The organism is Rubrivirga aquatilis (assembly GCF_046845665.1).
GTDB lineage: Bacteria > Bacteroidota > Rhodothermia > Rhodothermales > Rubricoccaceae > Rubrivirga.
Window position 1 is genome coordinate 1,296,027 of sequence record NZ_CP177355.1, and the last position, 24,564, is coordinate 1,320,590.

Genomic DNA, 24,564 nt, shown 5'->3' on the forward strand with positions numbered 1-24,564 from the left:
GGCGGTGGGGGCGGGCGGGAGGATACGCGGCGGCTCGCTAGTAGGCGAAGCCGAGGCCGAAGGTGACGAGGGTGGCCTCGTCGGAGGCGCCGACGGTCAGGTTGACGACGGCGCGGTCGAGGACGCCGATCCACAGGCCGCCGCCGTAGCCCAGCTGGAGGTCGTCGCCGACGTACGTCGCCGCCGTCAAGCGGTCGGTGTCGGTCCAGACCCGGCCGGCGTCGGCGAAGCCGAGCAGGCCGACGTTGAGGGGGAGCACGTAGGCGTCGAACGCGAACAGCTTGGCGCGGAGCTCGGCCGAGGCGCTGGCGGCGGTCCGCCCGGAGAACCGCTCGCGGCGGTAGCCTCGGACGGAGCCCGGGCCGCCGAGCACGGCGGCGTCGAAGAACGGGAAGTCGCCGACCAAGTGCTCGGCGCCGGCGCGGACCGCCAGCGTGAGCTGGGGCGCCAGCCGGACCGGGACGTACGCGGCCACCTCGCCGGCGATGGTCCCGTAGGCGTCGGCCTCGCCGCCCAGCCCGGCAAAGCCGGAGCCCTCGAGCGCGAATCGCAAGCCCTGGCGCGGGTTGAGCGCGTTGTCAGACGTGGTCGCCGCGAGCCGGGCGTAGCCGCCGCCGTGCGCTTGGCCCTCAAACGAGGCCTCGGGCAGGTTGCCGACGGGCGTGCCGGGCACCTGAAGCTCGTCGCGGCCGGGGTCGGCGTAGCGGACGCTCGGGCCGACGACCAGCGTCAGCGACTCGCCGATGGGGACGCCGATGCCCGCACGGCCCTGGATGCGCGCCAAGTCGACGCGAGCGATGTCGCCGTCGACGTTCGGGGAGCCGTTGCCAAGCCCGTAGAAGTTGCGGGCGTAGCGCGGCGTCGAGGCGAAGGCGTCGATGTCGAGGTCGTAGCTGCCAATGGCCTCGCGCAGCCGGCCCGTGTAGCCACCCGCAAAGCCGCCCGTCGTCGTCGCATAGTTGACGTGGAGCGCGTGCGTGGCGGCGAACGGGCGGAGCCGGAAGCCGGGCACGTTCCAGAGCCGCGTGACGCCGACGAGCACGCCGTCCGTCGAGCGGTAGCCGAGCGACGGGAACAGCTTCTTGTCGCCGAGCACGTGCTCGGTCGGGTCGTAGCGGTTGACGTCGGGGGCGTCGGACCGACGGTCCTCGACGTGGGGACCGCCCTGGACGATCTCCAGGCCGTCGGGCGTGTCGTAGACGGCCACGTCGCCGGCCGGCGCGGTCAGCTCGTCCTCGCCGGCCCCGCCGATGACGCGGACCGAGATCTCGCGCGGCCCGTCGCCGGTGATCCGGAATTCGTCGCGGCCGGCGAAGCCGTAGAGGCGGACCTCGCCGGTCTCGTCGGGCTGGAAGGTGCGGCTGTAGAGCACGATCCCCGGGTCGCCGCCCTTGAGCGAGCGGACGGTGACCGCAAGCGCCCCGCCCGGCTGGCGGATGGCCTCGAACCGCTCGCGCTCGTCGCTGCCGATCACGTCGACGATCCCGGCGTTGAGCGCGTAGTACTCCTCGGCGGCCGTGACCAGCTTGTCGCGGCGGCCCGTCAGCGCGCGCGTCCAGTAGTCGACGAGTTGGGGGTAGATCGGGTCGGGCAAGGCGCGGATCGAGCGGTCGATCGCGGCGTCGGTGAGCGCGGCCTGGAGCTCCCTCGCGACGGCGCGCCAGTCGTCGAGCGAGAGTTCATTGAGGAAGCGGCGGTCCTGGTAAAAGCCGTTCGTGGTCAAGCCCCGGATGTTGCCGTACTTCTCGCCGGTCGGCTGCAAGCGGCGGTCGAAGACCTGAAGGGCCGGCTGAAAGAGCCCGCCGATGCCGTAGAAGGCGAAGTCGCGGTCGCGAGCGATGGGGCGGTAGACCTTGCCCTTGGTGGCGTCGTCGCCGGTGAGCGTCGCGTCGAGTTCACCGGGCTCATACGCGGCCCAGCGCCACTGATCGGCGTGGCGGTCCCAGTCGGCGAGGAGCATGTCGAACAAGCGGGCGCGGAGGTAGGCGCGCTGGTCGACGCGGTGGTCCTGGTCCTCGCGCATCTCCTCGCGGAGCTTGGCCGCTGAGACCACGTCGGTCATCCCCTCGAAGCCGGGCACGTCCGACATGTCGTCGTCGGGGCGGATCTCGTAGAGCGCGAGCCGATTCGCGAACGTCTCGCGGTAGCGGCCCAGGCGGGGGTCGTCGGGCACGAAGACGATCTCGGGGTCGGGCTGCGGGACGCCCGCGGCGCCCGCGAGCGGGGCCGCCACGAGCGCGCCATACGGGTTCATCGCCGCCCGGAGCTCGAGGACGATGTCGCCCACGAGCCCGTCGCGCAGGGCGTAGGGGACCTGGGCGAGCCCGCTCTTCTCGAGCAGGCGCAGGCCGTACTCGTGGCCGTCGCCGGCCTGCAAGCGGAGCGAGGTCGTCTGGAGCCCGCCGCCGCGCTTGACGGGCACGAGCCCGCCCGCCTCCGTCCCCATGTCGAGGGTGCGGAAGGCGACGGGCGTCTTCCAGACGTCGCGGTAGTTCTCGCCGAACACGGCGCGCGTGAACCCGTCGTTCTTGAACCGGTCGGTGACGAAGCCGTCCTCGGCCGACTGCGTCACGACGGCGTCGACGTCCGGGAGGTCGGCCGGGTCGACGGCGTCGGGGACCTCGGTGTCGACGAGCTCGGCGTTCTCCCCGGAGATCTCGGCCCGGAAGACGACCGTCTCGGTGCCGTCGTCGGCGACCTCGACGGTCTCGGCCCACAACCGCCCGTTCGTGTAGTAGACCAGGCGCTGGTAGCCCGGCGCGGACGACGTGTAGAGCGCGCCGCCGCCGCCGGCGACCGACGCCTCGCCGCCGCCGGTCCCGGCGATCAGGTGGCGCTGGCGGCGGAGCGTGTTGATCTGGTCGTCGTAGTCCTGCAGGATGCGGTCGTGGCCGGCGGCCCAGACGAGCCCGTCATGCGTGCTGGCGACGCGGCCGAGCGAGCTGCGCAGGGCGCGGTAGCGCGTCGAGGCGAGGTCCTGCCCGCCGAGCCCGACGGTGCGGGAGGCGAGGCTGGCGACGGGGTTGGCGCGGTAGCCGCCGTAGGGGCCGCGCGAGATGATGGGGTGGTGCGCCAGCACGACGATGCGGGAGTCGTCGCGGTCGAGGACGATCTGCTCCAAGATGCGGGCCACGTCGGCAGGCCCGCGCACCTCCTGGTCTTCGGCCTCGCCGGACGGCCGGTCGCGATCATCGAGCAGCCACCACGCGGTGTCGAGCGCGACGAGCCGCAGGCCCTCGGCGGGCTCCGACTCGCGCGGGCCGCCGGCCTGGTCGCCGGGCGTCAGCACGTCGTCGCCGAAGGCGTCGTCGAGCAAGTCTTCCAGGCGCTTGACGCCGTCCTCGCCGCGCTCCCAGTCGCGGTCGCCGGGGACGACGATCACGTCCGCATCGAGGCCGCCCAGCGCGGCGATGAGCGCGCGGACGGGGGCTTCGGCACGGGCGCGGTCCGGGTCGTCGTCGGCGGGGATCCCACCCTGAGTCACGTCGCCGAGCACGACGATCGTCGCGTCGTCGCCCGCGGCGCGGGCGGCATCGGCGAGGGCGCGGAGCACGGGGCCGGGCGCGTCGCCGTCGAGGTCGCCGGTGTTGGCCGTCAGGAAGACGGTGTGGGCGATCTCCCCGGACGGGAGCGGCGGGGCCGGCTCGGCGCGGCGCTCGGGCGCGACGTACGTCTGGGTCGTGGCGCAGCCGGCGACGAGGGCCACCAGGGCGAGAAGAGCAAAGCGACGCATAGAGACGAGATGAGCGGACAGAAGGGAGCCGGCTAGCGAGCCGTCGGCGTGTAGCGAAGGAGCGTGGCCGTGCCCGTGCCGCCTTCGCTGGCGACGTAGAGCGTGCCGTCGGCGGCGAACGCGAGCCCCTCGGGCTGGGGCGCGAACTCGGCGGGCAGGTCGGTCACGGCGACGAGCGCGCCGTCCCGGTCGACGACGGCAATCGCGCGGCGGACGGACGAGAGCACGTAGATCTGGCCCGAGGTCGGGTGGACGGCGAGCGCCGACGGGCGGAAGTTGACGTCGGCGTCGACGTCGGCGCGGGCGAGCGTGAAGACGGGGCGTTCGGAGACGGTCTCGGTCGCGAGGTCGAAGGCGTAGACGGCGCGGGCGTCGTCGATGCCGGGGCCGGGCCACTCTTTGCAGGCGATCAGCAGGCGGTCGCCGAGGGGGTCGTAGGCGAGCCCCTCGGTGTCGTTCCGCGAGCGGAGCGCGGTCTCGACCTTGCGGACGCTCGGCACGCCGACGCTGTCGCGGAAGACGCGGTACAGGTCGCCGTCGCTGCGCAGGGCCCACACGGCGCGGTCGGGGACGAGCGCGAGTCCCTCGAAGTCGCCGGCGCCCTCGAAGGGGAGCCGGTCGACGATGGCGCCGGTCGCGGGGTCGATCTCGTAGATGATGCCCGCCTCGTCCTGGACGGCGCCGAGTTGGCCGCTGGGCAGGATCGTGAGGCCGGAGATCTCGGTCAGCTCGGCCGGCAGCTCCACGACCGCGTCGGGCGCGTCGAGCCGGTATTCCAGCGGCGCGACATCCTCGGGGTCGACGGATGGGCGGGGCGCCTCCGTGCAGGCGACGGCGGCGGCGAGGGCGAGGAGGGGGACGAGGCGCATGGCGGCGTCAACGCGGGTCGGGCCGACGGGTTCATCCGCCGGGCGGGCGCCAGCGACGATCTTGCGGCGTCTCCACCGGGCTCCCCCATGACGACCGCCACCTTCTCCGCCCTCGCCGACGACTTCGTGGCTCAGGGGCTCGCCACGCGGGGGACGATGATGGGCCACCCCTGTTTGCGCGCCAACGGCGCCTTTTTCGCGTCCGGCGGCGGTGCTGGCGATGCCCTCGTGGTCAAGCTCCCCGAGGCGCGCGTGCAGGAGGAGATCGCCGCCGGGCGCGGCGCCCCGTTTGCGCCAGCAGGCAAGCCCTTTAAGCAGTGGCTGGAGGTGACTGAGGGCTCGGAGCGACACGCGCGCGAGCGGCTCTTGGAGGCGCTCGCGTTCGTCGCGGGCTGAAGGGGCACCGGGAGGGCCGGTCCGAGGACGATACGGGCCTGTCAGGCGACACTGCACGCCTATCGGACGGCGTTACGAGGCCCCCGACTGACACTACGGCAGGGCTGGGCGCCACCACGGGGCTGTGGGGCGGGGATCCCGGGCCGTCGGACGGCTCCGCGAGCAGGTCCGTCGCCAGCCACACGGATCTCGTTCCCGCCGTCATTCCCTCGTGCGCGGGAATGACGGCGGGGAGAAGGGAGGCGGTGAAGGAGAGGAGTCTGTGGTGCGGTGCATTCGGCGTTGTGATAGGTATCCGCCAGAGGGCTCGCGGGGGGCGGGGCGTGCGCCCGGTGGGGCTAGATTCCGCTTCGATCCTCTGAGCGTCTGTGTCCGTGTCGTCCCCCGGTTTCCGCGTCGTCACGGCGCCGCGTCTGGAGCCGCTGTTCGCGCGGCTGGCGGCGACCCTGCGCGACGACCCCCTCGATCCGACGCTGCGCGAGACGATCCTCGTCGCCCAGAACGTGGGGCTGCGGAGCTGGCTGGGCCGCGAGCTGGCGCAGGCGCTGGGCGTGGCCGCGAGCCTCGACCTGAGCTCGCCGCGCGAGCTGGTGACCGGGCTGGCGCGGCGGCTCGACCGCGAGACGGCGCCGCCGGAGGACGAGGCGCACCCGTTCGAGGCGGCCGGGCTGGCGTGGCGCATCCGGGCCATCTTGGACGACCTGCCCGACGTCGCCGTCTGGGCGCCCGTCCGCGCCTACCTCGACCGGACCGCCAACCAGACGATGCCGCTGGCGACCCGGTTGGCGGCCCTTTTCGACGATTACCAGGTGTACCGTCCCGACGCGCTCGCGGGGTGGGTCGGCGGCACGCCGCCGCCGGCCGACTTCCCGCACGGGGCGTGGCAGGCGGCGCTGTGGCGCCAGCTGGTCGCCGAGTCGCCCGGCACGCGCGACCGCGCGACCGAGATGCGGGCGCTGCTGGCGGCCCTGCGCGACGCGCCCGACGTGCTCCGCGAGCACTTCCCGACGCGCATCGCCGTCTTCGGCGCGGGCCTGTTTCCGCCCGTCCACCTGCGCGCGCTCCACGCCCTCGCGCCGCACGTCCCGGTCACCCTCTACGCCGTCGCGCCGGGCGATGCGACGGGGCCGACGCACGACCACCCGCTGTTGCGCGCGCTCGCCGGGCGGAGCCGCGACTACTGGTCGGTCCTCGACGGGCTCGGTGGCGTCGAGCGCGAGGACGTGGCGTCGGAGGCGCCCCCGCCGACCTCGCTCGGCGGGCTGCAGGCGGCGCTCGCGAGCGACACGCGGCCCTCGGCGCCGGCGCCCGTCGACGCCACCATCCGCATCCACGACTGCCACTCGGCGACGCGCGAGCTGGAGGCCCTGCGCGACACGCTCCTCGACGCCTTCGCCGAGGTCGAGGGCCTGCGGCCGAGCGACGTGCTCGTCCTCATCCCGGACCTCGCCACGTACGCGCCGCTCGTCGACGCCGTCTTTGGGGCCGAGGACGCCGCGCCCCAGCTCCGCATTCCGTACCACGTGGTCGACCACCCGCACGCCCCGGCGCTGCGCGTGGTCGAGGCGTTCGGCCGGGCGCTCCGCCTGCACGACGGGCGCGTGACGGCGTCGGAGCTGCTCGACCTCTTGGGCACGCCCGCCATCCGCCGCGCGGCCGGGATCGACGAGCCCGAGCTGCCCCGCTTGCGCGCGTGGGCGACCACGGCGGGCGTCTGCTGGGGGCTGACGGCCGAGCGCAAGGGCCGCTTCGACGTGCCCGAGGACGACCTCCACACCTGGCGCTTCGGGCTCGACCGCCTGCTGCTCGGCGTGATGACTGGCGACGCGGGCGGCGACCTGGTCCTCGGCCACCTCCCGTGCGACGCGGCGACCGTCGACCCCGACCTGCTGGGCCGCTTTTGCGAGTGGGCCGAGGCCCTCTTCGCCTCGCTCGACGCGATCGACCGCCCGGCGCCGCTCGACGCGTGGCCCGGCCGCATCCTGACGTTCTTGGACGGCGTGTTCGACGCGCGCGAGGACGAGGAGCTGGCGGCGGTCGTCTTCCTGCGCGAGCAAGCGCTGGCGCTCGACCGCCTGCACGGCGTCGTCGGCGGGGACGGCCCGGTCTCGTTCCGCACCGTCCGCGCCCACCTCGACGGGGCCTCCGGCCGGTTCGAGCGGCGCGAGCCGTACCTCACGGGCCGCGTGACCGTCGCCCACCCGCTCGCGCTGCGCCACGCGCCGTTCCGCGTCGTGGCGATGCTCGGGCTCAACGACGGCGTGTGGCCCCGGCCCGAACAGCCCGCCGGGTTCGACCTGCTGGCGCACGCGCCCGAGCCCGGCGACGCGGCGCCGCGCGACCACGAAAAGCAGCTCTTCCTCGATGCCGTGATGGCCGCGCGCGACCGGCTGATCCTGAGCTACGTCGGGCGGAGCCAGAAGGACAACGCCGAGCGCGCCGCCTCGGTCTGCCTCGACGCCGTGCTCGACGCGGCGCGCCTCCACTGGGGCGACGACGCCGAGACACTCGTGACCCGGCACCGGCTCCAGCCGTTCGCCGCCGAGTACTTCACGCCCGGCGGCCCGCTCGCGAGCTACGCCCGCCAGCACCGCGTCCGGGGCGCGGACGCCGCGCCGCCCGCCGCCTTCCTCGACCCGGCCCGCAGGCTCTCCGCCCCGGACGCGCCCGCCCCCGACACGCTCACGTTGCGCGACCTCGCCGACGCCTGGGTCAACCCCAGCCGCCACGTCGTCCGCGGCCGCTTGCGCGTCTCGCTCGACCTCGACGACGACGCGCTCCACGACGACGAGCCGGTCGTGCTCGACGCGCTGGAGCGTTACCACCTGCGCGCGGCCGTGCTCGAAGGCCTGCTCGACGGGCTCGACGACGCCACGCTCGCGACGCGCGTCGAGCGGAGCGGAAAGCTGCCGGCCGGCGCGCCCGGCGCTTCGTGGCTGCGGCGCGCGCTCGACGAGGCCCGACCGGTCGCCGACGCCGTCCGCCGCTGGGGGCCGACGGAGCCGCTCGTGGTCGACGTGTCGGCGGGCGAGGTGCGGCTCGTGGGCACGCTGGATCGGGTGGGAGAGAGGGGCGGGCTGCTGGTCCGGGCGGGCAAGGTGCGCGGGAAGCACACCGTCCAGGCCTGGGTCGACCACCTCGCGCTGTGCGCGACGCGGCCCGGGATCACGTGCAGCCTCGGCGTCGACGACACGGCGGTCCACTTTGCGCCGGTCGGCGCCGACGACGCGCGTCGGCTGCTGGCGTCGCTGGTGCAGGGCTACCGCCGCAACGACCGCGAGTCGCTGCCGCTCTACGAGAAGGCGTCCGAGGCGTACGTCGGCGCGCTGAGCCGGTCGTCGTGGGAGGACTTCACGGCGCGCATCCTGAACCGGGGCGCGGCCCAGAAGCCGTTCGAGCCCCACGACGGCGCCATGCGCAAGGCCCGCCGCCAGTTCTCGGACGCCTGGAACGACTTCACCGACGACGCCGACGCCTACGTCGCGCTGGCGACGCGCGGCCGAGAGGACCCCTTCGAACCGGAGGCGCACTTTGCCAAGTGGGCACTCTGCTTGTGGGCGCCGCTGCTGACCTATAAGCGCGCGGGGGTGCCGGAATGAGCCAGCACGACTTGTTTGGACCGGGGACCGGGGACGGCGGACCGGGGGTTGGGGACCGCGGACCGCAGACGGCCGACCACGGGGCGGACGATGGGGACGCTGCGCAAGCGGACGGGCTGGCGCCAGCCCCCGCCTCGGTCATCCTGAGCGGCGCGACGGATCTCGACGCGAGCCGGCTCGCCAGCGACGACCCGGGTCGAGAGCATGAGGCCTCGGCGCTGAGATCCTTCGCTGGCGCTCAGGTTGACACGACTGTGAGCATAGAGCCCGGCGAGGCTTCGCCTAAGACGTCCCCTCTCCCCTCGGGAGAGGGACAGCCGAAGGCCGGCGCCAGCCAACCGACAGGTCGGCGCAGCCAGGGTGAGGGTATCCCGAGCGGCGACGGCGATGGACCGCTAGCGGCCGACCCGGTGGCCGAGGCCGCCCCCCCTCACCCCAGCCCTCTCCCCCCCGATGGGGAGAGGGGGACATTGATTGCGGCGTCTCTGCCAGCCGACGACGCCCCTGCTGGCGCCCCGGCCCATTCCGCAAAAGGCCGCCGGCCCGATGACGTGCCGCCGTTCGAGTACTGGGCCACGCCGGTCGAGCCGGGGCGGACGCTCGTCGAGGCCAGCGCCGGGACAGGCAAAACGTTCGCCATCGCGGGCCTCGTAGTTCGGCTCGTGCTCGACGGCGATTGGCTGGCGACCGCGCCCGGCGGGCTGCCCGACCTGCGGCGCCTCCTCGTTGTCACGTTCACGAAGGCGGCGACGGAGGAGCTGCGGACGCGCATCCGGCGCGCGCTCCGCGTGGCCCTCGCGGTCGCCCGGGACGAGCCCATCGCCGAGACCTCGGCGCTCGCCGGCGACCTCCCGCTCGTGGCGCCGTTCGCCGATCTGCTGGCGCGGCCCGAGGCCGAGGACCGGCTGCTGGCGGCGCTCGACCGCGTCGACGAGGCGGGCGTGTTCACGATCCACGGCTTCTGCCAGCGGATCCTGAAGCAGGCCGCGTTCGAGAGCGGGACGCCGTTCGAGATGGACTTCGTGGAGGACTCCGACAGCGACGCCCTGCGCGCCCGCGCGAGCGCCGACGCGTGGGCCCGCCTCACGCACGACGACGCCCTCCTCTCGGCCCTCGCCGTCACGCGCGGCCGGACGCCCGACGCGCTCGTCCAGCACCACCGCGCGACCGCCGGCTTCCCCGCCATCCGCATCCTGCCCGAGGCGCCGACGCTGGCCGAGGCGCGCGACGCCCTCGCCGACGCGCAAGCGGCGCTGGCGAGCGTGTGGTCGGCGGGGGCCGTGTGGGACGCGGTCGACGGCGTCGAGTGGAACAAGGACGCGCCGCTCGACGGGCCGGGCGCCGATGCGCTCGTCGCTCGCGTCGCCGCCTTCGCCAGCGGGGCCGACCCGGACGCCGTCGCGTCGGTCGAGGCGTGCACCACGGACGCGATTTACAAGGCGGGCAAAAAGGCCGGGCAGGCGCGGAAGGACGCGCTCAAAGCGGCGTCGCTGGCGCCGCCGTTCCGGGCGTGCGCGGACGTGATCGACGCCGTCGAGGCCGTCGAGCGCGCCTTTACGCGAGCGTTCGTGATCGAGGTCGGCGAGCGGATCGACGCCATCAAGGAGCGCCGCGGCCAGCTCACCTTCAACGACCTGATCACCCGGCTCCACGCGGCGCTCCACAGCGCCGACACCGGGGCCGTCCTCGCGGCCGGCATCCGCCGCCAGTTCGCCGTCGCGCTCATCGACGAGTTCCAGGACACCGACCCGCTCCAATACGCCATCTTCCGGACCGCCTTCGAGGGCTGCCCGCTGTACTTCGTCGGCGACCCGAAGCAGGCCATCTACGCCTTCCGCGGCGCGGATGTACACGCCTACCTCGGCGCCCAGCGCGAGGCCACGCGCCGGTTCACCCTCGGCACCAACTGGCGGAGCACGGCCGGCTTGGTCGACGCCGTCAACCGCGTCTTTGCCGGGCCCGAGCGCGCGTTTCTGTTCGACGGCATCCCGTTCCGCCCCGTCGCCGCCTCGCCGTCGTCGGCGCCCGTGCTCGACGACGGCGACCTCCCGCCGCTCGTCTGGTGGCCGATGCCGGGCGAGGAGGACCGGGTCCCGAGCAAGACGGCCGCGAGCGCCGCGATCCCGCCGATTGTGGCGACCGAGATCCGGCGCCTGCTGACCGAGGCCCGGATGCGCGACGGCGACGGCGGCCGCGCGCTCCGCCCCGGCGAGATCGCCGTGCTCGTCCCGTCGAAGTACGAGATCCAGGCGATCCAGGCCGCGCTCCAGGAGCTCGGCATCCCGGCCGTCGTCTCGAAGGCGCACGACGTGCGCGAGAGCCCCCAGATCGCCGACCTCGAACTCATCCTGCGCGCGGTCCTGCGCCCCGACGACGAGCGCTCGCTGCGCGCGGCGCTGGCGACCGAGACGTGGGGCTGGTCCGCCGACCAGATCGCCGCGCTCGACGACGACCCCGGCCGCGTCTCCAAGCTGGCGTCGCGCCTCCGGGCGTGGCAGACCGCGTGGCGGCGCCACGGCGTGCTCCACGTGCTGACCGACCTCCAGCAGCGCGAGGGCGTCCTCGAGCGCCTGCTCGCGTACCCCGACGGCGAGCGCCGGGTGACGAACCTCCGCCACGCCGCCGAGCTGCTCCACGAGGTCGAGGCCGGCGGCGACCGCTCGCCGGAGGACCTGTCGCACTGGCTTCGCCACCGGACCGAGCAGGCGCTGCCGTCGCGCGAGATGAAGGAGGTCCGCCTCGAGCGCGACGACGACGCGGTCCAGATCACGACGCACCACAACGCCAAGGGCCTCGAGTACGAGGTCGTCTTCCTGCCCTACCTCTGGTCGCTGAGCGAGCGCGACTACACGCAGCAAGAGACGGTGCTGGCGCGGACCGAGGCGGGCGTCGTCTACGACCTCGGCTCGCCGGCGGCAGCCGAGATGGAGCGGCTGCGCCAAGTCGACAACCTGGCCGAGCACGTCCGCAAGGCGTACGTCGCGCTGACGCGGGCGCGCGAGCGGTGCTACGTGGTCTGGGGCGCCGTCAACTCGCGCAAGACGCGGCTCGACGCGCTCTCCGGGCTGGGCTACTTGTTGAACGGCCACGAGACGACGTTCGGCGACGGGCTCGCGGCGCACGTCGAGGCGGCCCGTCGGCAGGCGGCGGGGCCGGGCGTGCTGGCGACCGCGCGTGCGCTCGACGACACCGGGGCGGTCTCGCGCGTGGTCGACCCGCCCGAGCCCGACGGCCGACGGCTGGCGATGCCGCCCGCGCCGGAGGTGACACTCGCGGCGCGTGCCCTCACCGATGCCGGACGCCAGCGCGTCGGCGACGCGTGGCGCCGCGCCAGCTTTAGCGCGTGGTCGCGGAGCGCCCACGCCGACACCGAGGCGTCCACACTCGCGGCGTCGGACGAGGCCGACGAGGAGACCGCCCGGACGGATGTGGTCCCGACGGGCCTGCACGCCTTCGCCGCCGGGACCGGCCCGGGCACGTGCCTCCACGGCGTCCTGCAGCACGCCGACTGGCGCGAGGGCGACGAGGCGGGGCTCGCGGCCGAGCGCAACAAGGAGACCGTCGCGCAATGGCTGGCGACGTACGGGCTGGCCCGGCGGGGCCGCCCGCACCGCGCGCCGCTCGACCCCGCCGCCGAGGTGCTGGCGATGCTCGACCGCGTCGCGGCCGCTCCGCTCTTCCGCGACGCCGACGGCGGCCCGCTCCGCCTGGCCGATGCCGACGCGCGGATGCCCGAGTGGAGCTTTTCGGTCCCGCTCGGCAGGGTCGCCCCCCGCGCCCTCGCTGGCGCCTTCCGCGAGCACGGCACGGCCCCCTTCGGCGCCGACTACGCCGACGCCATCGCGGGCTTGAGCCGCGACGCCGTCGACGGCCTGATGGTCGGCGAGATCGACCTCGTGGCCCGCGCCGACGGCCGGTGGTGGGTGGTCGACTGGAAAAGCAACCGCCTCGGCGACGACGCGGCGGCGTACACGCCCGAGGCGCTCGCGGCGACGATGCACGGCCACCACTACGGCCTGCAGCTCCACCTCTACCTCTACGGCTTGCACCGTTTTCTGGACTCGCGCCTCGCCGACTACGCCTACGACACGCACATCGGCGGGGCGACGTATGCCTTCCTGCGCGGGCTGGGGGGGGAGGACGGGGCGCTTGCGCAAGCCGACGGGCTGGCGCAAGCCGGTGATTCGGTGCGAGCCCCCACCCCTGTCATCCTGAGCGGAGCGAAGGATCTCGACGCGAGCCCTGTCGCCGGCGACGACCGGAGTCGAGAGCATGAGGGGTTGGCGTTGAGATCCTTCGCTGGCGCTCAGGATGACGAAAACGAGAGGGGAGAGGCCGACCGGCTTGCGCTAGCCTCGCCCGATTCGTCCGCGCCCGCTGGCGCCGACATCCCCGGCCTCGTCCACCATCGCCCGTCCGCCGCCCTCATCGCCGCGCTCGACGCCCTCCTCGCGCCCGATGCGTAGGCTCCCCCCCGACACCGTCCGCGCGCTCGACGCGCTCGCCGAGGCCGAGGCCGTCGCGCCCATCGACCTCGCGCTGGCGCGGCTCGTCGCCGGGCTCGACGCCGAGCACGCCGACGCCGACCCGGCCCGCCAGCGGACCCTCGTGCTCTCGGCCGCCCTCGTCTCGCGAGAGACGCGTGACGGCCACAGTGCCGTGGATTTGGCCGCGCACGCGGGCCACGCCTTCCCCGAGGACGAGCACGCCCGCGCCGTCTTCCGAGGCGTCCCCGAGATGCCCGCGCTCGACGCGTGGCGCGCGCACCTCGTCGCCAGCCCGACCGTCGGCGGGGCCGACACGTCGTGCCCGCTCGTGCTCGTCGGCGACCACCTCGCGCTCCGCCGCCACTGGGACGCCGAGCGCCGCGTCGCGCGCGCCATCACCGACCGGCTGGCGACGACGGACGAGCCGCCGACGGAGGCCGCCCGCGCCGCGCTCGCGCGCCTGTTTCCGCCCCGCGCCGACGGCGCGCTCGACCGGCAGGCGCTCGCCGCCGCCGCCGCGCTCCGCCAGCGGGCCCTCTTCGTGGCCGGCGGGCCCGGCACGGGCAAGACGTACACCGCCGCCCGCCTGCTGGCGCTGGTGCTCGCCGAGCGCCCCGCTGCGCGCGTCGCGCTCGCGGCGCCGACCGGCAAGGCCGCCTCACGGCTGAGCGAGAGCGTCGAGGCCCGCGTGGCCGAGCTGCCGCCCGACCTCGGCGGGGCCGTCCCGACGGCCGCCGTCACGCTCCACAAGTTGCTCGGCGCCCACCCCGAGCGGTCCGGCTTCCGGCACGACGCCCGGGCCCCGCTGCCCCACGACGTCGTCCTCGTCGACGAGGGCTCGATGGTCGACCTCGCCCTGTTCGACGCCCTGCTCGCGGCACTGCGCCCCGACGCCCGCCTCATCGTCTTGGGCGACCCGGATCAGCTCCCACCGGTCGGCGTCGGGACCACGTTCTCGGACGTCGTGTCCGAAGGGGTGGGCCCGGCGCCGCCCGCGCTCGCGGCGTTCTGCGCCGACCTCGGGTTGGTCGGTGTCCCGTCGTCGCCGACCGCGTCCCGGCTGGCGGGCGCGGTCGTGGAATTGACGGAGTCGCGGCGGTTCACGGCCGACTCCGACGTGGGCACGTTTGCAGTCGCCGTGCGCGACGGCGAGACGGAGGCGGCGGTCGAAGCGCTGCGCCAGCGGCCAGCGCTCGACCTGGTGGAGGGCGACCCGGCCGGCTCGGCGCTCGCGTGGGCCCTGCCGCTCGCGCGCGAGACGGTCGCGGCGGCGACGCCCGACGACGCCCTCGCGGTGCTGGAGCGGTTCCGGCTGCTGGCGGCGGTCCGCCGGGGACCGCGTGGGGTCGAGGGCCTCAACGGCGCCGTCGAGCAGGCGCTCCGCGACGAGCGGCTCGTGCGGTGGAGCCCGTACGGCCCGCGCTTTTACCCCGGCCGCCCCGTGCTCGTCACCGTCAACGACCGCGACACCGACTTGCGCAACGGCGACGTGGGCGTGTGCTGGGGGCGCGGCGGCGACCGCCGCGTCGTGTTCGGCCCGGACAAGGAGGTGGCCTGGGCGCGGATGCCCGCGCACGAGCCCGCCTGGGCGCTGACGGTCCACAAAAGCCAGGGCTCGGAGTTCGACGCCGTCGGCGTGGTCCTCCCCGAGCCGGGCACGCGCGGGGCGACGCTCGTCACGCGCGAGCTGCTGTACACGGCGGCGACCCGGGCCAAGCAGTCGGTGGCGGTGTTCGGCGCAGCCGGCGAGGTGGCGCTGGCGGTGGAGACGCGCCAGCGGCGGGCGTCGGGGCTGGCGGCACGGCTCGCGGACGCAGCGCTGGCGGACGGCGCGGCCTAAACGCAAAACGGCTCCGAGGCGGGTGCCTCAGAGCCGTTCGGTGTTGCCCGACAAGGAATCGAACCTTGAACCTCCAGATCCAGAAACTGGCGCTCTGCCAATTGAGCTATCGGGCATCGTCCACGCTGAGCGCGGAACGTCCAAGCTAGGGACTCGGGGGGGCGGGGATCAACTGCCCGCGCCGGGTCGGGGCTCCACAACGGTGCTCTTCGCCCGCTCTTCGCCCGGTCCGGCTGTTTCGGGCGCCTCCTGCGGCAGCAGCAGCTGATCCACGCTCTCCGCCGGCACCTCGCGCCACGCGGCGACGTGCTCGATGATCTGCTGGCGGACACGGTCGCGGAGCTCGGGCAGATCGTCCTCGGAGAGCCCGGCAGTGGGGACCGGCGGCAGCACGTCGAGCCGGACGTCGGCGCGCGAGAACTGCCAGCCGTGCTTGGGGAGCGCGTCCATGGTGCCGTCGAGCGCCAGCGGGAGGATGGGCACGCCGGCCGCGATCGCCAGCCGGAACGCGCCGTCGTGGAACAGCTTGACGCGGCCGTCGCGCGAGCGCGTGCCCTCGGCAAAGAACATCACCGACGTGCCGTGCTCCAGCTTGCGCTGGGCTCGGAGCAGGACGGTCCCTCGGCTGACCGGGTCCTTGCGGTCGACGGCGATGTCGCCGGCCAGCCGCATCAGCCAGCCCATGAACGGGAGGTCGAACAGCTCCTTTTTGCCGACCCACTTCATCTCCCAAGGCAGCAGCGACACGACCGGGATGTCGGCCATCGACTGGTGGTTGCTGACGACCACGAACGGGTGGTCGAGCGTCTTCGGGTCGACGCCGCCGACGGCGATGTGCCACGCGGGGTTGACGCGCGTCGTCCAACTCCCGATCACGCGGAACGTGCGGCCGGTGCGGACCTGCGTCGGGGTCCAGTCGAAGAGCCGGACGAGGAGCATCGTCGGGAGCGCCAGCAGCACCAGCAGGACGACGAACACCCAGGTGAGGGCGGAGGAGACGGCTTTCATCGGGGCGCACGGGCGGTCGAAGGGGGGGAACGTCGCACCGCGCGCGGCGATTCCCCGGCATGGACATCGTGAAAGTCTTCGTCGACGAACCGGTCGGGCTCGAAGCGCTCGTCCCGGACGACCAGCCGGACGCGCGGCGCCGCGACGCGCCTGCGCCGACGCTCGAGGCGTTCCTCGCGCGCGCGCCCGAGCCGTATGCCCGCGCCTACCTCGCAGGCACATCGTTGGGCGAGACCCGCCGGGTCGGGCTGACGGCGCTCGACGACGCCGAGTCGTGGGTGCAGCCGCTGCTGGCGTGGGCGGGTGGCCGGGGCTGGACCGCGCTCGCGGTCGGTGGGACGGCTCGCGGGCTGCTCGACGCCGAGGCCGCCGTCGCCTTGCGCCGGGCCGACGGGCTGGCGCTGGCGGTCGGGCCTGCCCCGCTCGCGGCGCTCGCGGCCGCCGCCGACGGCGAGCGCCGCGACCGGCTCGACGCGCTCCGCGCCGTGCTCGACGCCGGCGCCGCCGCCTTTTTCCCCGAGCCCGCCTTCGACGGCAAGGACTGGAGCCTCTTCGCGAACGCGCCCCTCCACGCCCCGCTCGCCGACGCGTTCCGCCAGCACCCCGCGCCGGGCGTCCGCCGGCTCGTCGCCCCCTTCCGCCGCGCGCGCGGCGAGCACCGCTTTTACCTCGAACAGTGGGCGCTCGACGACCTGCCGGACTGGGTCGAGGAGGTGTAGGAAGGGAAATCGGGAAAGAGACCACGGGGATCGGGTAGAATTCGGCCGGGGCGCGGCGCGGCGCGCACGGCGCAGGCATCTTCCCGGCCCCCAACCCCGCCCCGCCTTGCGCCTCGGCATCGTCTCGGACACTCACGGCTACTACCACCCCGAACTCGACGACGTGTTCGCCGACGTCGACCTGATCCTGCACGCGGGCGACGTGGGGCCGGTCGAGGTCGTCCATCGGCTCGAACAGCTGGCGCCGGTCGTCGGCGTCTACGGGAACGTGGACGGGCCGCCGGTGCGGGGGCAGTTCAAGGAGCACGTCAAGATCCGCGTGGGCGGCGTGCGGCTGTGGATGACGCACATCGGCGGGCGGCCCGGGCGGTGGGCCAAGGGCATCGGGCCCGCGCTCCGGGCCGACCCGCCGGACCTCTTCGTGTGCGGCCACAGCCACATCCTGCGCGTCGAGCGGGTCCCGGCGCTGCGCCGGATGCTGTACCTCAACCCGGGTGCGGCCGGCCGCCAGGGCTTCCACCAAGTCAAGACCTGCGTCCGGCTCACCGTCGAGGACGGGGCGATGAGCCAGGCCGAGGTGATTCACTTGGAGCCGTAGCGCTCCGTCGGTCGCCAGCAGACGCCCACCGCTTGCGCCGGCCGGTCCCCTGCGCCACCTTGACCGTCCCCCGTCCCCCGTTCCTCTGACGCCTCTCGCCCCCCTCGGCGCCGTCGACGACCCCATCGACGCCACGCACACCCTCGACGACCCGCTCGGCGCGCTCGTGCTGGCGCTGATGAGCCGCCTGCTGGCGGCGCGTTCGGTCGCGGCGCTGGCCGAGGGCGACGGGCTCCGCGTGGCCGTCGCGAAGGGCGCGGCAGGACTTGCCGTGGGGGACGCGGTCGACGGGGCGAAGCTGGCGACCGACTTCCCGCTGGTCGTGGAGCTGCGCCACGGCGGCCGGAGGTTCGGCGTCGTCGGCTTGGGGCCGCGGCTCGGCGGCGCGGTCTACGGGCCAGCCGAAGAGGGGCTCGCGCGGTCGCTGGCGAACGCGACGGCGGCGACGCTGGCCGCTCGGCAGTCGGCCGAGGCGCTCGTCGGCGCCAACCGCGCCCTCGCGGCCCGCGCGCACGGGCTGCGGACGCTGCTGGAGCTGGCGCAGACGTTTGGGCAGGCGCTCGACCGCGAGGCCATCGCCGGGCAGATCGCGCGGTCGCTAATGGGCCAGTTGCTCGTTCCCCGCGTCGCCGTGGCCCTGTGCGACGACGACGAGGGTCCGTTGGAGACCGTCCTCGCGCGCGGCGCCCCAGCGCCCGAGGTGCCCCGCGCGCTCGCCCGGCTAGAGCGCCCCGCCGTCATCGACGATCCCGCGCTGGCGGAGACGTGGCGGTGGGCCGTCCCGCTCCGAGCGGGCGACCTGACGCGCGGCGCGGTCGTGCTCGGCGCGCCGTTCGGGACCCCGCCGGACTGGTATCCGGACCGCGATACGTCCGACTTCGTGGCCGCGCTCGCGGCCCTCGCCGTGGGCGCGTTTGAGACCGCCGACCGCGTGGAGGAGCGGCTCGAGCGCGAGCGGCTGCGCGAGGAGGTCCGGCTGGCGCGCGAGGTGCAGGCACGGCTCCTCCCCGAGACGCTGCCCGCGATCCCAGGGCTCGACATCGCCGCGCAGTGGCGGCCCAGCCACGAGGTCTCGGGCGACACGTACCACGCCGCCGACGTCGGCGGCCGGTTGCTCGTGGCCGTCGCCGACGTCGTTGGGAAGGGCATCGGCGCGTCGCTGCTGATGGCGACGCTGCAGGCGGGCTTCCGGCTCGCCGAGCCCGACCTCGCCGGCGACACGCCGGCCGCCGCGCTCGTCGCCGCGACTGGCCGCCTGGACCGGCTCGTGTTCGACTCGACCGAGGTCCACCAGTTCGTGACGCTGGCGTGGGCCGTCGTCGCGCCTGACGGTGCGGTGGTGTCGGTCGTCGCCGGCCACCCGCCGCCCCGCATCGTCCGCGCCGACGGCCGCGTGGAGGCGCTGGCGACTGGCGGGCCCCTCCTCGGTGTCGTGCCCGGCGCTGCCTTCGAAGCGGGCATCGACCACCTCGCGCCCGGCGATGCGCTCGTGTTCTACACCGACGGCGTGACCGAGGCGCAGGACGCCGACGGCGACGAGCTGGGGCCGGAGGGCCTGGACCGCGCGCTCGCGCCAGCGCCCTCTGCGAAAGAGGCCGTCGAGGCCGTCGAGGCGCTGGTGGCGGCCTGGAGCGCCGAGGCGCCCGAGGCCGCCGAGGACGACGACCTCACGGTGCTGGTGGTGCATCGCGAGCACAGCTAGCGGACGCGGTCGGGATGTGGGGAGGAGCCCCGCGCCGGTGCGCGCGGATGCCGGGGCGCACCCGAGGCTCCGGCCCTCTCAAAGACGGCGGCCGCGGGGAGGTAGCGTGCAGTCGAACAATCGTCTCCAGCCATGCTCCCTCGCCACATCCTCTGCCCGACCGACTTTTCCCCGTCTGCCAAGCGCGCCGTCCGGTACGCCGCCCGGCTTGCGGAGGCGTCTCGCGCCCGCCTCGAACTCCTCCACGTCTCCGGCCCCGCGCCCGGCGGCGCCGGACCGGACGGCGCGTGCGCGGCTCGCGAGCGACTAGAAACGCTCGCCGACGAGATCGGCGCCTGGGGGGTCGAGGTGACCGCGACTCTTGCCGGGCCGCCGGACACCGCCGCGCGCCTTCGGGAAGCGGCCGGGCGGGCCGACCTGGTGGTCGCCGCCGCGCGCGACGGCGACGGCGAGCTGCTGAGACTGGGCGGGCTCGTCGCGACGCTCGCGCGGGACGCCGAGAGCCCCGTGCTTCTGGTCGGGCCCGGCGGCGGGCGCATCTCGAAGGGGTTCCACGTGCTGGTCCCGGTCGACCTTTCCGAGGCGTCGGCGGCGGCGCTCCGCGAGGCCCGTGCGCTCGCGGCGTCGCTCGGCGGCTCGGTCGACGTCGTCCACGCGGTGCCGTGCCCGACGGAGGCGGCCCTGTGGGGCGGGGAGCCCATCGACATGGGCGAGGAGGACCGGCTCCAGCGCGTCGAGCGGTTCGTCGAGGCGGCGGGAGGCGCGGACGTGCGTGTCACCGTCCGTCTCGCCGAGGGCCCCCCCCGCGACGCGGTGGCGCGCGTCGTCGGCCAGATCCGCCCGGGCCTGGTCGTCACCGCCCGGCGGGACCGCCCGGGAAGCACCCTCCGCGTCCCCTCGTAGACACGACGGGGGGCCGGGCCGGCGACGCGAGGGCTCGGCTCGGTGCTACCCTTCGCGGATGGCTACTCCTGAGGTCCTCGGCGTCCCGCACACGACCGTCGCCCGACGAGGCGCCGGGGCCTCGTAGTGGCTGCGCCCTGGTGGATCGGCTTCGCCGTGATCTACGGCCTCGGCGTGCTCAGCGCCGTCGACGCGGTGGCCCGGACGCGGACGCCCCAGGGGGCGGCGGCGTGGGCGCTGGCGCTAGCGCTCGTCCCGCTCGTGGCGCTCCCCGCGTACTGGGCGTTCGGGCGGGCCCGGTTCCGCGACTACGCCCGCGTGGTGGCCGATACGGCCGGCCGGATCGCGGCCGCTCGTGCCTCGGCGCTCGCGTCGACCGACTGGGCCGTCGGCCCCGAGGACCTGCCCGACCTCCACGCCGCCACCCGGCTGCGGGGGATCGCCGCGCTCGCCGACGCCTCCTTCACGCGCGCGAATGCCGTCCGGCTGCTCGTCGACGGGCGCGCGACTTACGAGGCCGTGTTCGACGCCATCGACACGGCGACCGATCACCTGCTGATCCAGGCCTACATCGTCCGCGACGACCGGCTCGGCACCGACCTTCAGCAGCGGCTCTTGGCCGCCGCTGCACGCGGCGTCCGAGTGGCCGTGCTCTACGACGAGGTGGGGAGCCTGGGGTTGTCCAGCCGCTGGGTCCGGACGCTCACCCGGGGGGGCGTCCGGGTGAGCGATGCCGGCGGGCACCGCAGTCCGTTGGGCCAGTTCCGCCTCAACTTCCGCAACCATCGCAAGGTGGTCGTGGCCGACGGCCGGGTCGGCCTGACCGGCGGGCTCAACGTGGGCGACGAGTACCTGGGCGAGGGGCCCGATCCCCGGCCCTGGCGCGACACACACATTCGGGTCGAGGGCCCGGCCGCGCTCGGCCTTCAGGCCTCCTTCGCCCGCGACTGGCTCTACGCGACGGGCGAGACGCTCGGCCTCGACTGGACGCCCCACCCCGGCCCCGGCGACCGCGCGGCGCTCGTCGTGCCGTCGGGCCCGGCCGACCGCATGGAAACGGGGCGGCTCCTCGTCGCCCACGCCATCGGCATGGCCGAGCGGCGGTTCTGGGTGGCCTCGCCCTACGTCATCCCCGACAGCCACGTCTTGGGCGAACTCCAGGCGGCGGCCCTGAGGGGCGTGGACGTCCGGGTGCTCACCACGCGGGCCGTCGACCGTGCCCTGTTCCGCTACGCGCCGTTCGCCTACCTCCCCGAGCTCGACCGCGCAGGCGTCGAGACGTGGCTCTACGAGGACGGGTTCATGCACACGAAGGCGTTCGTGGTGGACGACGCGCTCGCGGCGGTCGGGACGGCCAACCTCGACAACCGCTCGTTCCGGCTCAATTTCGAGCTGACGTGCGTCGTCGCCGACGCCGGGTTCGCGGGGGAGGTCGGCGCCATGTTCGAGGCCGACTTCGCCCGCTCGACGCGGCTGACGACGGCCGACCTCGCCGCGCGCGGGGCGTGGGACCGGGCCGGGACCGCGGCCACGCGCCTGCTCGCGCCGATCCTCTAGCTCGGAGCCCGAAGGCCGAGGGCCCGCGCCAGCGCCCGGTCGCGACCGTACACGTCGGGGCGGAGCAGAAGCATCCCGTCGGCGTCGACGCGGGCGGTCCAGTAGACGACGTGGATGGGGACGGGGGCGTCGAGCGCGATCCACACGTCGGTGTCCGTGGCGGCGGTCGCCGCGATCTCGTCGGGGCTCATGCCGGGAAGCAACTGCGCCGCCAGCGCCAGCGGGCGCTCGACGCGGATGCAGCCGTGGCTGAACGCCCGGACGCGCGCCTCGAACAGCGACGGCGCCGACGTGCCGTGGACGCGGACGCCGAACGGGTTGGCGAAGATGAGCTTGGCGGGCCCGAGCGGGTTGTCGGGGCCGGGCCGCTGGCGGATCGTGCCGCCGGGCAGCCGGTCCATGTGGTGGCGGGCGAGGTAGCCGGGGTCGCGCGCCAGCCGCGGGCGGATCTCGGCGCGGGCGATGCTCTCGGGCACCACCCAGTACGGCGCCAGCACGACGTGCTCGACGAGCGACGACAGCCCGGGCGTCGGCGTGCGCGGCGTGCCGACGATGGCGCGGCTCTGCCACACGGCGCGGTCGCCGTCCACCAGCGCGGCCTGCATCCCAGCCACGTCGACGACGAGGTGGCGGGCGCCGAGGTCGGCGGGGAGCCAGCGCCAGCGCTCCAGGTTGAGCACGACCCGGCGGATGGTCTCGGCCGGGCCCGCGTTGAGGGCGGCTCGCGTGGCCGGCCCGACGGCCCCGTCGATGGCGAGCCCCAGCCTCGACTGGGCGCGGCGGACGGCGGTCTCGAGGGCGGCGTCGAACGTGTCGCCGCTAGCCGACAGCGCCGAGTCGTCCGCGAGCCGCCGACGGAGCGCGGCGACGGCGGGGCCTTGGTCGCCGAGACGGAGGATCGGCCCGTCGGGGAGCGGCGTCGGTGCGGGACGGGCGCGGAGGTCGGCCAGGGCGTCTCGGAGACGAGCGTAGCCGGCGTGTGGCGGACGGGCCGCACGGATGGCGGCCTCGGGGCCCCGCCACGCCGCCAGCCGGAGCGCGGCGCTCGCGTCGAGGCGGCGCCGCGTGGCGCGCCAGTCGCGGTGGACCGACGCCGGGTCGACCCGGCCGTGCATCAGGTCCTCGGAAAAGCCCAAGAACGCGGCCGTGAGCCCAGCCTCGGCCGCCACGGGCGCCGACGGCACGGGGGAGAGGTAGGCGGCGGGGTCGAGCCCATCGGCCCCCGCCTGCCCCAGCGCCGTGACGAGCTGGCGGCCGCGTTCGGAGAGCCCGTCGCGGTCGGTCCACAGACGGCTGTCGGCGCGGGCGGCGTAGACCTCGCGCGCCGCCTCTGCTGACGCGGTCGGCAGCGCCCGGTCGAGGGCCCGGCCGAGCGCCGCCGCGTCGAGCGGCTGGGCGCCGAGCGGGGCCGCCAGCAAGGTGAGCAGGATCAGGCCGGTCGTGGGGCGCACGATCACGCGGCGATGGGGGTCTCGAACAGCGCCCGGACGTCGGCAGGCATCGCGCTCAGCACCTGCGTCCACTCGCCCTCGCTCACGCTGTCGCCGAGGGCGCCACCGACGGCCGCGACGGCCGCCTCCGCGGAGAACGGGGTGCCGAGCCGGAGCGAGTCCGAGACGGTGTCGAGGAACGCGTCGCGGTCGTCCTTCCGGGGCGAGCGGCCGGGGTGATAGCCCTCGTAGAACATGCCGCGGACGAGCATCGTGAGCTGGGCTGCGAGGTCGGCCGCCTCGGCGTCCGGGATCCGGTCGCGCAAGGCGGGGAGCACGGCCCGGAGCGCGTGGTACGCGGGGGCGGTCCCGTCGACGCCGAGGCGGCCCGCCACGTCGCGGAGCAGGACGTGCGTCCGGTGGACGGTGTGGCCGAAGCGGGGGGCGCGTGGTCGGCGGGCCCGGGCCTCGTCGGGGCCCTCGTCGTCGGCCCACTCGTCGTCCAGCCAGTCTTCCAGATCCCAGGCCGCGTCGAGGCCACCGGCCGCCAGCCAGCCCTCCATGTCGTCCCTCGGGGAGGGGGCGTCCGCGGCCACGGTCGGCGCCGACCCGATCCAGGCACGGGCGGTGTCGCGGTCGTCGGGGCGGTAGGTGTGGAGCCGCCCGATGGGCAAGATCCGCGCCTCGATCCGGGCGATCCGACGGATCCAGTCCGAGTCGGTGACGAGCGCCACGCGGCCGATGTGACGCAACGCGCCGAGGTGACGGAGGCCGTAGACGAGGTCGAGCCAGAGCGCCCGGGCATCGAACCCGCGCAGTCCCTCCACCTCGGCGTAGAGGTGGACGGTGTCGTGGCGGTTGAGGACGGCGTCGAAGGCGGCCGTCGCCGCCCGCATGTCGTCGTCGGTGACGATGTCGGAGGCGCGGTAGGCGAGGACGTCGTCACGCCCGAGGTCGAGGAGTTGGAACATGGCGGGAGGGGGAGAGGGGGGCGCCCGGGGACGGCCGGCCACCCCGAGAGCGGTCGTTTCCAGGCTAGGCACTCAGCGGTGCCGATCTCGCCAGCCAGTCCGGGGCCGCCGAGTGGGCGGGGCCCCGGAGCCGGTGTGGGGCGGCTCCCCACAGGCCCCGGCCCGCGCCGGTGGTGTTGCGGGGGGCGCCCCCGCAGAGCGTCAGCGACACGCCCGGCACGCGAAGGGGCAGGGACGCGGCAGAGGGTGGGCGATGCGCCCGGTAGCCTGCCCCATCTCCACCCCACGTCCCATGACCCTACGCGATCTCATGACCCGCCACGTCGAGGCGGCGGCGCCCGGCGAGACGGTCCTCGACGCCCGCGACCGGTTCCGCTCCGGCGGCTTCCGGCACCTCCCCGTCGTCGAGCACGGCCGCCTCGTCGGCGTCGTGTCGGACCGCGACCTGCTCCGCGCCGCCGGCCCGTTTCTCGGCGACTCCGAGTTCGACCCCGACGTCGGCCCCGGCCTCGACCGCACGCTCCGCGAGATCATGTCGCGGCATCCCGTCACGGCCGACCCGACCATGTCGATCGAGGAAGCCGCCGACACCATGCTGCGCGAAGACGTGTCCGCTCTGCCCATCGTCGACGAGGGCCACTTGGTGGGCATCGTCACCACCGCCGACGTGCTTCGCCTGGCCTCCGGTGTCGAGCGAGACCAGTAGCCCGATCCCTCGGGGGCACCGATACACCGGGCGCCTCGCGTCCGGC

General features: G+C 74.9%; 15 protein-coding genes and 1 tRNA gene. 10 read left to right on the forward strand and 6 right to left on the reverse strand.

Features of this window, described 5'->3' with window-relative positions:
• Positions 1–37: 37 nt before the first annotated feature.
• The gene (locus tag ACLII4_RS05610) at positions 38–3,733 is read right to left on the reverse strand and encodes a BamA/TamA family outer membrane protein (protein ID WP_412069916.1); all 3,696 of its coding nucleotides are present in this window, start codon (positions 3,731–3,733) and stop codon (positions 38–40) included.
• Between the two features lie 32 nt (positions 3,734–3,765).
• Positions 3,766–4,602 (reverse strand): SdiA-regulated domain-containing protein, encoded by an 837-nt coding sequence (locus ACLII4_RS05615; RefSeq protein WP_412069917.1) that lies wholly within the window; start codon positions 4,600–4,602, stop codon positions 3,766–3,768.
• Between the two features lie 87 nt (positions 4,603–4,689).
• On the opposite strand from ACLII4_RS05615, the gene ACLII4_RS05620 reads away from it, so the two are divergent.
• The 4 genes from ACLII4_RS05620 (at position 4,690) to recD (ending at position 14,924) form a co-directional block, all read left to right on the forward strand.
• Positions 4,690–4,998: a hypothetical protein gene (locus ACLII4_RS05620; protein WP_412069918.1), complete on the forward strand. Its 309-nt coding sequence runs from the start codon at positions 4,690–4,692 to the stop codon at positions 4,996–4,998.
• Between the two features lie 368 nt (positions 4,999–5,366).
• A complete protein-coding gene (locus ACLII4_RS05625; protein WP_412069919.1) occupies positions 5,367–8,597 on the forward strand; it encodes an exodeoxyribonuclease V subunit gamma in 3,231 nt (1,076 codons plus the stop codon).
• 551 nt (positions 8,598–9,148) lie between these two features.
• Positions 9,149–13,063: an exodeoxyribonuclease V subunit beta gene (gene recB / locus ACLII4_RS05630; RefSeq protein WP_412069920.1), complete on the forward strand. Its 3,915-nt coding sequence runs from the start codon at positions 9,149–9,151 to the stop codon at positions 13,061–13,063.
• Positions 13,056–14,924 carry an exodeoxyribonuclease V subunit alpha gene (gene recD / locus ACLII4_RS05635; RefSeq protein WP_412069921.1) on the forward strand — a complete coding sequence of 623 codons (1,869 nt, stop codon included), beginning with the start codon at positions 13,056–13,058 and terminating at the stop codon, positions 14,922–14,924. Before recB ends, recD begins: the two co-directional genes overlap by 8 nt.
• Positions 14,925–14,967: 43 nt before the next feature.
• Here the strand turns inward: recD and ACLII4_RS05640 are convergent.
• A tRNA-Gln gene (locus ACLII4_RS05640) sits at positions 14,968–15,040 on the reverse strand.
• Positions 15,041–15,092: 52 nt separating this feature from the next.
• A complete protein-coding gene (locus ACLII4_RS05645) occupies positions 15,093–15,932 on the reverse strand; it encodes a lysophospholipid acyltransferase family protein (protein WP_412069922.1) in 840 nt (279 codons plus the stop codon).
• A 59-nt stretch (positions 15,933–15,991) separates the two neighbouring features.
• On the opposite strand from ACLII4_RS05645, the gene ACLII4_RS05650 reads away from it, so the two are divergent.
• The 5 genes from ACLII4_RS05650 to cls all read left to right on the forward strand — a co-directional run bounded on the left by ACLII4_RS05650 (position 15,992) and on the right by cls (position 21,411).
• Positions 15,992–16,651, forward strand: coding sequence for a hypothetical protein (locus ACLII4_RS05650; protein ID WP_412069923.1), 660 nt, complete (start codon positions 15,992–15,994; stop codon positions 16,649–16,651).
• A 106-nt stretch (positions 16,652–16,757) separates the two neighbouring features.
• Positions 16,758–17,249, forward strand: a complete 492-nt coding sequence (locus tag ACLII4_RS05655) for a metallophosphoesterase family protein (RefSeq protein ID WP_412069924.1) — start codon at positions 16,758–16,760, stop codon at positions 17,247–17,249.
• A 166-nt stretch (positions 17,250–17,415) separates the two neighbouring features.
• Positions 17,416–18,951, forward strand: a complete 1,536-nt coding sequence (locus tag ACLII4_RS05660; protein ID WP_412069925.1) for a PP2C family protein-serine/threonine phosphatase — start codon at positions 17,416–17,418, stop codon at positions 18,949–18,951.
• A gap of 132 nt (positions 18,952–19,083) precedes the next feature.
• Complete coding sequence (locus ACLII4_RS05665) at positions 19,084–19,854, forward strand: universal stress protein (RefSeq protein WP_412069926.1); 771 nt, start codon at positions 19,084–19,086, stop codon at positions 19,852–19,854.
• A gap of 126 nt (positions 19,855–19,980) precedes the next feature.
• Complete coding sequence (cls, locus tag ACLII4_RS05670) at positions 19,981–21,411, forward strand: cardiolipin synthase (protein WP_412069927.1); 1,431 nt, start codon at positions 19,981–19,983, stop codon at positions 21,409–21,411.
• Here the strand turns inward: cls and ACLII4_RS05675 are convergent.
• Both ACLII4_RS05675 and ACLII4_RS05680 read right to left on the reverse strand, forming a co-directional pair.
• Entirely contained in the window at positions 21,408–22,868 is a 1,461-nt protein-coding gene (locus ACLII4_RS05675; protein WP_412069928.1) for a L,D-transpeptidase family protein, read from the reverse strand. The two genes, cls and ACLII4_RS05675, sit on opposite strands and share 4 nt — an antisense overlap.
• Positions 22,865–23,812, reverse strand: a complete 948-nt coding sequence (locus tag ACLII4_RS05680; protein WP_412069929.1) for a DUF2267 domain-containing protein — start codon at positions 23,810–23,812, stop codon at positions 22,865–22,867. The genes ACLII4_RS05675 and ACLII4_RS05680 overlap by 4 nt, the downstream gene beginning before the upstream one ends.
• 292 nt (positions 23,813–24,104) lie before the next feature.
• Here ACLII4_RS05680 and ACLII4_RS05685 point away from each other — a divergent pair, with 292 nt between their 5' ends.
• Positions 24,105–24,518 (forward strand): CBS domain-containing protein, encoded by a 414-nt coding sequence (locus ACLII4_RS05685; RefSeq protein ID WP_412069930.1) that lies wholly within the window; start codon positions 24,105–24,107, stop codon positions 24,516–24,518.
• Positions 24,519–24,564: the final 46 nt, after the last annotated feature.